This is a genomic window from Xanthomonas boreopolis (assembly GCF_046529185.1).
In the GTDB taxonomy this organism is placed as follows: Bacteria; Pseudomonadota; Gammaproteobacteria; order Xanthomonadales; family Xanthomonadaceae; genus Pseudomonas_S; species Pseudomonas_S boreopolis.
On sequence record NZ_CP097162.1, the window covers coordinates 2,444,823 to 2,457,259 of the forward strand.

10 protein-coding genes and 2 tRNA genes are annotated in these 12,437 nt (G+C 70.1%); 3 read left to right on the plus strand and 9 right to left on the minus strand.

The window, feature by feature from the left end; genetic code table 11:
- The first annotated feature begins 145 nt into the window (after window positions 1–145).
- Window positions 146–3,319 carry a ribonuclease E gene (gene rne, locus M3M27_RS10845; RefSeq protein ID WP_434025701.1) on the plus strand — a complete coding sequence of 1,058 codons (3,174 nt, stop codon included), beginning with the start codon at window positions 146–148 and terminating at the stop codon, window positions 3,317–3,319.
- A 58-nt stretch (window positions 3,320–3,377) separates the two neighbouring features.
- Here the strand turns inward: rne and M3M27_RS10850 are convergent, their stop codons facing one another.
- From M3M27_RS10850 to M3M27_RS10860, 3 genes are all read right to left on the minus strand, one after another.
- A complete protein-coding gene (locus M3M27_RS10850; RefSeq protein WP_434025702.1) occupies window positions 3,378–4,025 on the minus strand; it encodes a response regulator in 648 nt (215 codons plus the stop codon).
- A gap of 271 nt (window positions 4,026–4,296) precedes the next feature.
- Window positions 4,297–5,061 (minus strand): sulfurtransferase, encoded by a 765-nt coding sequence (locus tag M3M27_RS10855; protein ID WP_434025703.1) that lies wholly within the window; start codon window positions 5,059–5,061, stop codon window positions 4,297–4,299.
- A gap of 26 nt (window positions 5,062–5,087) precedes the next feature.
- Window positions 5,088–5,453 (minus strand): DUF6164 family protein, encoded by a 366-nt coding sequence (locus M3M27_RS10860; RefSeq protein ID WP_434025704.1) that lies wholly within the window; start codon window positions 5,451–5,453, stop codon window positions 5,088–5,090.
- 62 nt (window positions 5,454–5,515) lie between these two features.
- On the opposite strand from M3M27_RS10860, the gene M3M27_RS10865 reads away from it, so the two are divergent.
- Together M3M27_RS10865 and M3M27_RS10870 are read left to right on the plus strand one after the other, a co-directional pair.
- Window positions 5,516–5,944: an FKBP-type peptidyl-prolyl cis-trans isomerase gene (locus tag M3M27_RS10865; protein WP_434028004.1), complete on the plus strand. Its 429-nt coding sequence runs from the start codon at window positions 5,516–5,518 to the stop codon at window positions 5,942–5,944.
- A complete protein-coding gene (locus M3M27_RS10870) occupies window positions 5,944–7,182 on the plus strand; it encodes a TIGR03862 family flavoprotein (protein WP_434025705.1) in 1,239 nt (412 codons plus the stop codon). The genes M3M27_RS10865 and M3M27_RS10870 overlap by 1 nt, the downstream gene beginning before the upstream one ends.
- Before the next feature lie 4 nt (window positions 7,183–7,186).
- On the opposite strand, the gene M3M27_RS10875 is transcribed toward M3M27_RS10870, so the two are convergent.
- The 6 genes from M3M27_RS10875 to M3M27_RS10900 form a co-directional block, all read right to left on the minus strand.
- Entirely contained in the window at window positions 7,187–7,648 is a 462-nt protein-coding gene (locus M3M27_RS10875) for a GNAT family N-acetyltransferase (protein ID WP_434025706.1), read from the minus strand.
- Window positions 7,649–7,660: 12 nt separating this feature from the next.
- A complete protein-coding gene (locus M3M27_RS10880; protein WP_140720820.1) occupies window positions 7,661–9,283 on the minus strand; it encodes an FMN-binding glutamate synthase family protein in 1,623 nt (540 codons plus the stop codon).
- Window positions 9,284–9,306: 23 nt separating this feature from the next.
- Window positions 9,307–10,599 carry a nucleotide sugar dehydrogenase gene (locus M3M27_RS10885; protein WP_434025707.1) on the minus strand — a complete coding sequence of 431 codons (1,293 nt, stop codon included), beginning with the start codon at window positions 10,597–10,599 and terminating at the stop codon, window positions 9,307–9,309.
- 61 nt (window positions 10,600–10,660) lie between these two features.
- A tRNA-Leu gene (locus M3M27_RS10890) sits at window positions 10,661–10,744 on the minus strand.
- A gap of 47 nt (window positions 10,745–10,791) precedes the next feature.
- Window positions 10,792–12,201: an oxygen-independent coproporphyrinogen III oxidase gene (gene hemN, locus M3M27_RS10895; protein WP_434025708.1), complete on the minus strand. Its 1,410-nt coding sequence runs from the start codon at window positions 12,199–12,201 to the stop codon at window positions 10,792–10,794.
- Window positions 12,202–12,292: 91 nt separating this feature from the next.
- Window positions 12,293–12,366: transfer RNA gene (locus M3M27_RS10900), tRNA-Cys, on the minus strand.
- Window positions 12,367–12,437 lie beyond the last annotated feature (71 nt).

Consider the following 12,437-nt stretch of genomic DNA (forward strand, 5'->3'; position numbering starts at 1 on the left):
GCGCTCCCGCGGCCTGCCGTGGTGTCGCAGCGCTGGAAAGCTCAAGCGGACCTGTACGCGCCCGGCGCGGAGGGGTCGGCGAAACCGTTCCAGAGGCGAAACGCCATGGCGTTCCGCGCGGTAGCAGCGCGCGAGGAACGCAACAATGAAGCGAATGCTGATCAACGCCACGCAGGCCGAAGAACTGCGCGTGGCGATCGTGGACGGCCAGAACCTGTACGACATCGACATCGAACAGCCGTCCAAGGAACAGAAGAAGTCCAACATCTACAAGGGCCGCATCACCCGGCTGGAACCCTCCCTCGAAGCCGCCTTCGTCGACTACGGCGCCGAGCGCCACGGCTTCCTGCCGCTGAAGGAAATCTCCCGCGACTACTTCCAGAGCGGGGTAGACCACCATAAGGCCGGCATCCGCGAGCTGCTGCGCGAGGGCCAGGAGATCGTGGTCCAGGTCGACAAGGAGGAGCGCGGCAACAAGGGCGCCGCCCTGACCACGTTCATCTCCCTGGCCGGCCGCTACATGGTGCTGATGCCGAACTCCCCGTCGGCCGGCGGCGTCTCGCGCCGGATCGAGGGCGAGGACCGCGCCGCGCTGAAGGACGCCCTGGACAAGCTGAACATCCCCGACGACATGGGGGTGATCATCCGCACCGCCGGCGTCGGCCGCGATGCCGAGGAACTGCAATGGGACCTGGACTACCTGCTGCAGGTCTGGCGCGCCATCGCCGAGGCCGCACTGTCCAAGCCGTCCCCGTTCCTGATCTACCAGGAGTCGCGCCTGATCGTGCGCGCCCTGCGCGACTACCTGCGCGCCGACATCGGCGAGATCCTGGTCGACACCGAGGAGATGTACGAGACCGCGCGCGAGTTCATGCAGCAGGTGATGCCGCACAACCTGCGCAAGCTCAAGCACTACAAGGACGACATCCCGCTGTTCAACCGCTTCCAGATCGAATCGCAGATCGAGGGCGCCTACGAGCGCAACGTGCGCCTGCCCTCCGGCGGCTCGATCGTGGTCGACCAGACCGAGGCGCTGACCGCGATCGACGTGAACTCGGCGCGCGCCACCAAGGGCGGCGACATCGAGGAGACCGCGTTCCACACCAACCTGGAGGCGGCCGAGGAAGTGGCGCGCCAGCTGCGCCTGCGCGACCTGGGCGGCCTGGTGGTGATCGACTTCATCGACATGGCCTCGTCCAAGCACCAGCGCGAGGTCGAGAACCGCCTGCAGAACGCCCTCAAGTACGACCGCGCGCGCGTGCAGATCGGCCGCATCTCGCGCTTCGGCCTGCTCGAGATGAGCCGCCAGCGCCTGCGCCCGTCGCTGGGCGAGTCCAGCCAGATCGTCTGCCCGCGCTGCGACGGCCATGGCCGCATGCGCAGCGTCGAGTCGCTGTCGCTGTCGATCATCCGCGTCGCCGAGGAGCACGCGATGAAGGAGAACACCGGGCAGGTCCTGGTCCAGGCCCCGGTGGAGATCGCCAACTACCTGCTCAACGAGAAGCGCCGCGCGCTCAGCGAGATCGAGAAGCGCCACGATGCGCCGATCATCATCGTCGCCGACGAGCAGTTGCATACGCCGCACTACGAAGTCACCCGCCTGCGCGAGAACGAGCTGGGCGAGGAAAGCGGCAAGCCGAGCTACCAGCGCGGCACCCCGCGCAAGCTGCCGGTGCATGCGCTCACCAAGGCGCAGCTCAACATCCCGCCCGCCCCCGCGGTCACGCAGGTCAAGCACAGCCAGCCTGCGCCGGTGCGCGAGGAAGCACCGGAACCGGTGCGCGCGCCCGCCCCTGCCGCAGCTCCCGCACCGGCCCCGGCGCCGGCGCCGGCTCCCAGCGGCGTGGTGGGCTGGCTCAAGCGCATCTTCGGCGCACCCGAACCCGCCCAGCCGGCGCGGGCCGAGCAGGCCCCGCAGCAGAAGCAGGCGGACGGCCGCGGCAACCGCAGCGAGCGTGGCCAGCGCCGTGAGCGCGACAACCGCGGCAATGGCAACGGCGGCCAGGGCAAGGAGCGCGGCGGCAACAACGCCAACGCCCGCCGCGAGGAACGCCGCCAGGGCAATGCCGGCAACGCCCAGCCGCAGCAGCCGGCGCAACCCAAGCAGCCGCGCGGCGACCAGGCGCCCGCCACCAAGCAGCCCAAGCCGCAGAAGCAAGCGCAGCAGCCCGCCGCGCAGAAGCAGCGCCCGGCCCAGCAGGAGCCGGCTGAAACGGCACCGAACGAGCGCGCGCAACCGCCACGGCCGCCCCGCGAGGACAAGCCCACTGCCGCCGCCGGCTCGAACGAGAACGCGGTCGCCACGGCTGCCGCCGGCACCGTCGCCGTGACCGCGCTCGCCAGCGAAGCCGTCGCCGCCAAGCCGGCCCCGGCCGAACGCGAAGCCCGCGAGCCGAACGTGGCCGCCGCGGAGGCTTCTGCCGAGGCCGCTACCGCGCAGCCCCAGGCTGGCGAGGCCAATGCGACGCCGGGCGAGGCCGCCGGCGAAGGCGGCAGCCGTCGCCGCCGCGGACGCCGCGGTGGACGCCGCCGGCGCCGTGGCAACGGCGCGACGAACGAGAACGCCGCCGGCACCGCCGATGAGCTGGACGACGGCGAGCTCGACCTGGACGAGGGCCAGGAGGTCGATGCGACCGATGCGGCCCCTGCGCCGGTCGCGACGTCGGCCGGGCCGCAGCCGGAATTCGATTTCGACGATGTGCCCGCCCCTGCCGCGCCGGCTGCCCCCGTCGTGCGCAACGAGGCGCCGCGACCGGCTCCCGTTGCGCCGGTCGCGTCCGACAGCGTTCCTTCGCCCGCGGAAAAACCCGCGGAAACGAAGGAAGCCGCTCCCGTCGCCGTCGTCCAGGCAGCGCCGGCCAGCGAGCCGCACGCCATCGCGGTCAGCCCGGCCGTCGCCGCCCCCGAACCGGTCGCCGTGACCGCTCCGGCCGTGGTCCCGCCGCAAACCACCGAAGCGGCCCAGGAAGCTGAGGCGGAAGCCGACACCGCCAAGGCCGACACCGCCCCGGAAACCGTGCCCGCGCCCAAGCCGTATGCGCCGGTCCAGACCACGCTGCTGGATGCGCTCGCCCCCGACGAAGCGCCCAAGCAACCGGCGCCGGAGGCCGAGCCGGTCCAGCACGCCGAGCCCCGCCAGGTCGCCGAAGAAGCGGTGCCGCAGGCGGAAGCTCCGGCACCGCGACCGGACACCGTCCCGGCTCCGCAGCCGGCGAACGAGAAGAAGCTGGCCGCGGAAGTGCACGAGGACGCCTCGTCCGAACCCCAGGCGCCGGACCGCGCCCCGGAAGGCATCGCCGACAAGCCGCGCGCCGGCTGACGGCAGGCAAAAAGAAAGCGGCCGCAAGGCCGCTTTCTTTTTGGGCATCCGGAAATGCTCAGATCGTCCGGGCCGGATCGGTCAGCCCGTACTGGTTGGCCAGGCGCGCCAGCGCGATGTTGTCCTGGATCCCGATCTTCTCGAACAACCTGGCCTTGTGCGTGTTGACGGTCTTGGCGCTGAGGTTCAAGCGCTTGGCGATGTCCTCCTGGCGCAGGCCCTGGGTGAGCAGCAGCGCCACTTCCAGTTCCCGCGGCGACAACGCATCGAAGGGCGAGGCACCGCCGTCCAGGTTCGCCAGCGCCATGTTCTGCGCGATGCTGTTGCCAAGGTAGCGCTTGCCCAGCGCGACGTCGCGGACCGCGCGCAGCAGTTCCTGCGCATCGCCGCCCTTGCCGACGTAGCCGGACGCGCCGACTTCGAGCAGGCGCTTCGGCAGCGGCCCGTCCTCGAGCACCGACACGATGATGACCCGCACGCCGTAACTGCCCTTGACCAGCCGCTCGGTCACCTCCAGCCCGCTGACGCCGGGCAGGTGCAGGTCGCACAACACGATGTCCGGCTGCAGGCGCCTGATCTGCGGCAATGCATCCTCGCCGGTCTCCGATTCGCCGACGACCTCGATGTCCAACTCGTTGGACAGGATCATCCCCATACCGGTACGTACCAATGCATGGTCGTCGATCAGAAAAACTCTGATGGTCATCCGTGTTGTCCCCCAGACTGTGACGGCCAGCCGCTTGGACCAGCCTAGCTCCATGAATAATTCAGGGCAAGACATTGCGCGCCGCCAAAAAAGCATCCTTGCGGCATGCATTTCCCGAAGCATGAAAGGCGTTTGCTCGCAGCCATGACCCGGTTGCATGCAACTGTCATGCTGCTGGCTGATGCACGGCGACGATGGTCCACCCGCCGCGACATCCGATCTTGCCGATGGCCGGCCAGGCCAGGCCATCGGACAATCCGGAATTGATCGGTCAGATTTTCCCGACCTCGGCGACCGGCTGTTCCGGATCGTGCAGGGGCTGCAGTTGCGGGTCGAGGGCGACCCGGCCATCGAACACGAAGCAGCGGCCGTCGTAACCCTCGCCACCGACTTCCTCGAAGTAGCCGAGGATCCCGCCGTCCAGTTGCAGCACGTTGTCCATGCCGCTGGCGCGCATCCACAACGCGGCCTTCTCGCAGCGGATGCCGCCGGTGCAGAAGCTGACCACCGTCGCATCGGCAAGCTCCTCGCGATGCGGCTGGAGCGCCTCCGGCAGGTCGGTGAACTTGCTGATCGGCAGCGTCAACGCGCCTGCGAAGGTGCCGTATTCGATCTCCTGGCGGTTGCGCGTATCGAGCATCACCACGCGGCGTCCCCGGTCGTCGCGGCCGGAGCGCAGCCATTGCCGCAGCACGGCGGGCGACACGCCAGGGGCGCGCTCGCCCAGGGGCGAAGCGTGGTCGCGCCGGAAACTGATGATCTCCGGCTTCACCTTCACCTTGAGCCTGCCGAACGGCTGGTGGCGGCTGCGGCTGTACTTGATGCGCATGCCGGCGAAGCGGCGGTCCGACCGCAGTTCGCCGTAGAACGCGTCGATGTCCGCCTGCGCGCCGGCCAGGAACAGGTTGATGCCCTCGCCCGCCACGAGCACGGTGCCCGTCAGCCGCAGGGCGGCGGCACGCTCGCGGACCTGCCCGGCGAGCGCGTCGGGATCGGCGATGGCGACGAAGTGGTAGGCGGCGGTGTTGGTGAACATCCGCCCATTTTACCCGCTGGCGGCGCCTACCCCTTCAACAGCAGGAACGGCAGCAGGACCAGCGAGGCCACCAGCAGCATCGCCAGCAGCGTCGCCAGCACGAACAGCGGCCGGCGCCGCAACAGCGAGCCGAAGGTCTCCGCGGTGCCCTCCTCCAGCGCCCGCTGCCGCTGCGCGCGGGCGGACTCGCTGCGCTGCCGCTGGTACTCCGCCAGCAACTGGCGCGCGCGCGGATGGGTGTCCGCGTCCTGCAGCCAGATGCCGCCGGCGGAGATGCCGAACACGCTCGGACGCGTCTCGTAAAAGGCCACGCCGTGCTCGCGCAGCAGGCGGCGGACGTCTTCGGCCTCGTCGTCGGGCACGTTGCGCAGGTTCATCAGCAGCTTCGCCATGCGCGGATGATAGCCGGCATGGGTGCGATAATCCCCGCCCCTTTGCGCCGGATGCCGCCATGCTGCGATTCCCACTCCTGATGCTGCTCTGCCTGCTGGCCGGCTGCACGCCCCCGGGCCCGCCGCCGGGCGGCACCATCGCGCAGTTCGAGAAGATCGACACGCATCCCGGCGACGGCGCGGAAGCCAAGCCCGGCGACCTGGTCACCGTGCACTACACCGGCTGGCTCTACGACGAGCGCACCGCCGACAGGCACGGCGACAAGTTCGACAGTTCGGTGGATCGCGGTGAGCCCTTCCAGTTCCGGCTCGGCGGCGGCCAGGTGATCCGCGGCTGGGACGAAGGCGTGGCCGGCATGAAGGTCGGCGGCAAGCGCACCTTGATGATCCCGCCCGAGTACGGCTACGGCGATCGCGGTGCCGGCGGCGTGATCCCGCCCGGCGCCTCGCTGGTATTCGACGTCGAACTGCTCGGCGTGCGCGCGGATTGATGGCCGGGCCGGTGTCCGCTGCCCGGGTGGCCGTGATCGGTGGCGGCCCTGCCGGCCTGTTCGCCGCCGAACGCCTGCGGGCGGCCGGCCTGCAGGTGGACCTCTACGAGGCCAAGGGCTCGCCGGGCCGCAAGTTCCTGATCGCCGGCAAGGGCGGGCTCAACCTCACCCATTCCGATCCGCCCGGCCTGTTCGCCAGCCGCTATCGCGAGCAGGCCGGAACCGTCGGCGCGTGGTTGCGCGACTTCGACGCGCAAGCCCTGCGCGACTGGGCGCGCGGCCTCGGCGTGGACACCTACGTGGGCAGTTCCGGCCGGGTCTTCCCCGTCGACCGCAAGGCGGCGCCGCTGCTGCGCGGCTGGGTACGGCGCCTGAAGGAACAGGGCGTGCGCCTGCACGTGCAGCATCGCTGGCTGGGTTGGAACGACGACGGCAGCCTGCGCTTCGCGCATGGCGACGAGGACGTATCCGTGCGTGCCGACGCGACCGTGCTGGCGCTGGGCGGCGGCAGCTGGCCGCAGCTCGGTTCCGATGGCGCCTGGGTCCCGTTGTTGCGTTCGCGCGGCGTGGACATCGCCCCGCTGCAGCCGGCCAACTGCGGCTTCGACGTCGCCTGGACGCCCTGGTTCGCCCAGCGCCACGCCGGCGCGCCGCTGAAGCCGGTGGTCGCGCACTGGCACGGCCTCGCCGGCCAGGCCCATCGGCTGCAAGGCGAATGCGTGGCCAGCGAGTACGGCATCGAGGGCAGCCTCGTCTACGCCTTGGCGGCCGATTTGCGCGAAACGATCGATCGCGACGGCCAGGCCATGTTGTGGCTGGACCTGGTCCCCGGCCGCGACGAAGCCCGCCTGTTGGCCGACCTGTCCAAGCCGCGCAAGGGCCGCAGCTTCGGCGAGCACCTGCGCCGCCAGGCCGGGCTGGATGCGGCCAAGGCCGCCTTGGTGTTCGAGCGGTTGGGCAAGGATGCCGGCCAGGACCTTGCCGCGGTGGCTGCCACGCTCAAGCGCTTGCCGCTGGTCCTGCTCCGGCCGCGCCCCATGGCCGAAGCGATCAGCACGGCCGGCGGCGTACGCCTGTCGGCGCTGGACGAGGGCTTGATGCTGGCCGCGCTGCCGGGCGTGTTCTGCGCCGGCGAAATGCTCGATTGGGAAGCCCCGACCGGCGGCTACCTGCTCACCGCCTGCTTCGCCAGCGCTCTGCGCGCGGCCGAAGGCGCGCTGGCCTGGCTGGAACGCTGAGCCGCTACCAGGGCCGCCGCATCCGTACCGAAGCCAAGGCCACGCCGCAGGGATGCGGATAGCGCTCCTCGCGTTCGACGACGAAGCCGACGCGCCGATAGAACGGCACGGCGTTGAGCGAGGCCGACACCACCAGCTCCCGGGCGCGATCGGCCCGCGCCAGCAGCCGTTGCATCAGGGCCTGGCCGATGCCTTGCCCGCCGCGGTCGGGATCGACGAACAGCGCATCGATCTCGTTGCCTTCCCGGTCCAGGACCCCATAGCCCAGCAGCCGGCCCGAGGCATCCTCGGCGACGATGCAGCCGCCCTGGGCAAGCAGCTCCGGGTAGTGCGCAGGCGGCGGCGATGCGGCCCACGGCGCGATGGCCTCCGGCGGATAATGGCTGCTGCACAGCTCGCGCACGCAGCGCGTGCGCAAGGCCCAGAGCGCATCGACATCCCCTCCGTGCCCGGCCCTGAACCGCATCGCCGTCCCCCGCTATCGCGACTTGCTGTCGCGCAGCGCCCGGATGCGCGGCGGCGGCGCGAACGAATCGCTGCGCGCATCCGCCCAGTAGTCGCGGAACACCGCATGCGCCGGCACCGCGTGCAGCAGCTCGCCCGGTTCCAGGAAGCGGTACAGCGAGGCCAGCGAACGGATTTCCACCGGCGACACGCGGCGGATGATGTGCTCCGGACCCAGCTGCGCCGGATCGTCCAGCCCGGCCGCGCACAGCAGCTCGCGCAATGCCTTCAGCGTGTTCTCGTGGAAGCGGTGCACGCGCTCGGCCTTGTCCGGCATGTCCAGGTGCCGCCAGCGGCGCGGATCCTGCGTGGCGATGCCGGTCGGGCAGCGATCGTTGTGGCAGCTGAGCGACTGGATGCAGCCGAGCGCGAACATGAAGCCGCGCGCCGCGTTGCACCAGTCCGCGCCCATCGCCAGCGTGCGCGCGATGTCGAAGGCGCTGGTGATCTTGCCCGCGGCGCCGATCCGGATGCGATCGCGCAGGTCCAGCCCGACCAGCGTGTTGTGCACCAGCATCAGCGCCTCGTGCATCGGCACACCGACATGGTCGACGAACTCCGATGGCGCCGCGCCCGTCCCGCCCTCGGCCCCGTCGACGACGATGAAGTCCGGCAGCAGTCCGGTTTCCCGCATCGCCTTGGCGATCCCGAACCATTCCCAGGGGTGGCCGATCGCGAGCTTGAAGCCGGTCGGCTTGCCGCCGGACAACGCGCGCAAGCGCGCGACGAACTGCAGCAGGCCGACCGGGGTCGAGAACGCCGAATGCGCCGCCGGCGACACGCAGTCGACGCCGGTGGGCACGCCGCGCGTCTGCGCGATCTCCGGGCTCACCTTGGCCGCCGGCAACACGCCGCCGTGGCCCGGCTTGGCGCCCTGCGACAGCTTGACCTCGATCATCTTCACCTGGTCGCCGGCGGCATTGGCGACGAAGCGCTCCTCGCTGAAGCGGCCGGCCTCGTCGCGGCAACCGAAGTAGCCCGAACCGATCTCCCACACCAGGTCGCCGCCGTGTTCCCGGTGGTAAGGCGAGATCGAGCCCTCGCCGGTGTCGTGGTAGAAGCGGCCGCGCCGCGCCCCTTCGTTGAGCGCGCGGATCGCGTTGGCCGACAGCGCGCCGAAGCTCATCGCCGAGATGTTGAACACGCTCGCCGAGTACGGCCTGGCGCAATCGGCGCCGACCAGCACCCGGAAATCGTGGCTGTCGATGTGACTCGGCGCGAGCGAATGGTTGATCCACTCGTAGTCCACCTCGTACGCGCTGCGCAGCGTACCGAACGGCACCACGTCCATTTCCTGCTTGGCGCGCTGGTACACCAGCGAACGCTGCTGGCGCGAGAACGGCACCTCGTCGATGTCGCTCTGCACGAAGTACTGGCGGATCTCCGGCCCGATCGATTCCAGCCCGTAGCGGAAGTGGGCCAGGATGGGATAGTTGCGCCGCAGCGTGCTGCGCCGCTGGCGCAGGTCCCAGCATCCGAGCGCGACCAGCGCGCCGAAGACCGCCACGCCCCACCACCAGTCCGGCCATCGCACGGCCAAGACCGCGCTCAGGCACCACATCGACAAGCTGATGGCCAGGGCCAGGTAACGATGCATCGCGCCTCCGATTGGTCGATCCGCTACAGCCGGTCGGTGACGAGTTCCCTCGGCCAGACCGATTTCACATCGTAAACGACCGCACCGGGCTTCCCGAGCGCGCGGATGCGATCGGCATCGAACTCGCGGAACTGCCGGTGCGCCACCGCGAGCACGATCGCGTCGTAGCCGCCGGCATCCGCCTCGGGCGCCACGGCGATGCCGGCCTTGCGCCGGGCTTCCTCGGGCGAAGCCCAGGGATCGACCGCATCCACCTTGGCGCCCAGCGCGGCGAAGGATTCCACCAGCTCCAGCGCGCGGCTGTTGCGCAGGTCCGGGCAGTTCTCCTTGAAGGTGATGCCCAGGACCAGGATGCGCGCCTGCGGCATGGACACGCCGCGATCGGCCAGCAGCGCCTGCACCCGCTCCACCACGTGCCGCCCCACCCGGTTGTTGATCGTGCGCGCGCTGTGGATCAGGTCCGGGTGGTAACCCACGCTCTCGGACTTGTGCAGCAGGTAGTACGGATCGACCCCGATGCAGTGCCCGCCCACCAGCCCCGGCCGGAACGGCAGGAAATTCCACTTGGTGCCGGCCGCGTCCAGCACGTCCTGGGTATCGATGCCGAGCCGGTCGAAGATCAGCGCCAGCTCGTTGACCAGCGCGATGTTGACGTCGCGCTGGATGTTCTCGATGACCTTGGCCGCCTCCGCGACGCGGATCGAAGGCGCCGGCCAGGTGCCGGCGGTGATGATCTGCGCGTAGAGCGCGTCGACCGCGGCTGCCGCTTCGGGCGTGGAACCGGACGTGATCTTGCGGATGTCCGGCAACCGCCGCTGGTGGTCGCCGGGATTGATCCGCTCCGGGCTGTAGCCGCAGTAGAAATCCCGGTTGAAGCGCAGGCCGGACACCGATTCCAGGATCGGCACGCAGACTTCCTCGGTGGTACCCGGGTACACCGTGGATTCGTAGATCACCAGGTCGCCGGGCTCGAGCATCGAGCCGATCAGCCGCGTCGCGCTGCGCAGCGGCTCCAGGTCCGGTTGCTCGTGCGCGTCGATCGGCGTCGGCACGGTGACGATGAAGACGCCGCAGCCGGCGAGCGAAGCCGGGTCGGCGCTGTATTCGAGCAGGCGTGCGGCGGCCAGCTGGTCCGGCTGCAGCTCGAGCGTGTCGTCGTGGCCGGCCTGCAACCGCGCCACGCGCGTGGCGTCGATGTCGAAGCCCACCGTGCGCCGGTACCGCCCGAACTCCGCGGCCAGCGGCAGCCCCACATAGCCCAGTCCGATGATGCCGATGGCGGCCGATGCGATGTCGACGAGCTTTGCGGCCGTCATGCCCTTTCCCGTTGGATGCGATCCGCGCGGCGAGCGCCGGCCGGCGACTCGCCATCTCACGTGCCCGGAGTGGGAATCGAACCCACATGACCTCGCGGTCGAGGGATTTTAAGTCCCTTGCGTCTACCGGTTTCGCCATCCGGGCATGGGGCGATAGGGTGCCTGATCGCCACGCGGTTGTGAATGCCGGGGTCAGATCGCCTTGGAATACGCGGCCTGCCGCGGCGCCTGCAGGTAGCGGTCGAAGCACATCGCGACCAGGCGGACCAGCGGCCGCCCCGCGTCGGTCACGCGCACCCTGCCCGGTTCGACGCCGACCAGGCCGTCGTCCGCCAGCGGCGCCAGCGCCCGCAGCTCGGCATCGAAGCGGCTGCGGAAATCGAGGCCGTATGCCGCCTCGATCGCGCCGACATCGATCTCCCCCTGGCACATCAGCCGCTGGATCAGGTCGGCGCGCACCTGGTCGTCCTGCGACAGCACGAGCCCGCGCCAGGCCGGCAGGCGACCTTCGTCGATGGCGGCCTCCCATTGCGGCAACCCCTTCGGATTCTGGCTGTAGCTGTCCCCGACGTGGCTGATCGCACTCGCGCCCAGCCCGAGCAGATCGGTGCCGGCATGGGTCGTGTACCCCATGAAGTTCCGGTGCAGGTCGCCGCGGCGCTGGGCCTGGGCCAACTCGTCTTCCGGCAGCGCGAAATGGTCCATGCCGATGTACTGGTAACCGGCCCCGGACAGGGTTCGCACCGCCGAACCCAACAACGCCAGCTTGAGTTCCGGGTCCGGAAGGTCGGCATCGGCGATCTTGCGCTGCGCGCGGAAGACCTGCGGCAGGTGCGCGTAGCCATAGATCGCCAGCCGGTCCGGGCGCGTGCTGACCACCGCGTCCAGCGTCCGCGAGAAACCTTGCAGGTTCTGCCGCGGCAGGCCGTAGACCAGGTCCACGTTCACCGAGCGGATGCCGTGCTGGCGGCAGGCTTCGATGAGCGACAGCGTTTCCCGCACGCCCTGGATGCGGTTGATGGCGCGCTGCACGTCGGGGTCGAAGTCCTGGACCCCCAGGCTGACGCGATTGAACCCGATCGCGGCCAACGCCGCGATGTCGCCCCGGCACGCCTGCCGCGGATCCAGCTCGATCGAGACGTCCCGGCCGGGCGAGGCATCGAACCGGAAGTGCCGCCCCAAACCGGCCATCAGTTCGCCGATCAGCGCCGGGGAGAGGAAGTTCGGCGTCCCGCCGCCGAGGTGCACCTGCACGACCTCGCGCCGCGGATCGAGCAGCGCCGCCAGCATCTCCGCTTCGCGCAGCACGCGCCGCACGTAGGCTTCGCCCCTGCCGCGATCGCGCGTGATCACGCGGTTGCACCCGCAGTAGAAGCAAGGATGGCTGCAGTACGGCACGTGCACGTAGAGCGAGAGCGGCCGCCCGGGCCATCGCGCCTGCGAACGGATCACGGCACGACGCAACTGCGCGGCGTCGAAATCCGCGCGGAAATGCGGCGCGGTCGGATACGAGGTGTAGCGCGGTCCTGGCCGGTCGTGGCGGCGCAGCAGCCCGGGATCGAAATTCCACGCCGGCATGGGCGGCAAGTCGGGGGTTTCCATGCCGCCACTATGGGCGGCCCTCGACCGCCGCGCCTTGATCGGGATCAATCCCTGCGCCGGCAACGACGAAGCCCGCCAAGGCGGGCTTCGATGGAGGCCTGGGTCGGAATTGAACCGGCGTACGCGGATTTGCAGTCCGCTGCATAACCACTCTGCCACCAGGCCGGTGCTCGAAGTCTATCGGAAAACCGGAGGCCGGGTCACCGATACGACAAGGCCCCGCGAGCGGGGCCTTG

What these genes read in the sequence shown, in the direction of transcription:
- rne (WP_434025701.1), top strand. Translation starts at nt 146, where the DNA reads ATGAAGCGAATGCTGATCAACGCCACGCAGGCCGAAGAACTGCGCGTG.
- M3M27_RS10870 (WP_434025705.1), top strand. Translation starts at nt 5,944, where the DNA reads ATGGCCGGGCCGGTGTCCGCTGCCCGGGTGGCCGTGATCGGTGGCGGC.
- M3M27_RS10855 (WP_434025703.1), bottom strand. Translation starts at nt 5,061, where the DNA reads ATGTTCACCAACACCGCCGCCTACCACTTCGTCGCCATCGCCGATCCC.
- M3M27_RS10850 (WP_434025702.1), bottom strand. Translation starts at nt 4,025, where the DNA reads ATGACCATCAGAGTTTTTCTGATCGACGACCATGCATTGGTACGTACC.
- M3M27_RS10860 (WP_434025704.1), bottom strand. Translation starts at nt 5,453, where the DNA reads ATGGCGAAGCTGCTGATGAACCTGCGCAACGTGCCCGACGACGAGGCC.
- M3M27_RS10880 (WP_140720820.1), bottom strand. Translation starts at nt 9,283, where the DNA reads ATGCATCGTTACCTGGCCCTGGCCATCAGCTTGTCGATGTGGTGCCTG.
- M3M27_RS10885 (WP_434025707.1), bottom strand. Translation starts at nt 10,599, where the DNA reads ATGACGGCCGCAAAGCTCGTCGACATCGCATCGGCCGCCATCGGCATC.
- hemN (WP_434025708.1), bottom strand. Translation starts at nt 12,201, where the DNA reads ATGGAAACCCCCGACTTGCCGCCCATGCCGGCGTGGAATTTCGATCCC.
- M3M27_RS10875 (WP_434025706.1), bottom strand. Translation starts at nt 7,648, where the DNA reads ATGCGGTTCAGGGCCGGGCACGGAGGGGATGTCGATGCGCTCTGGGCC.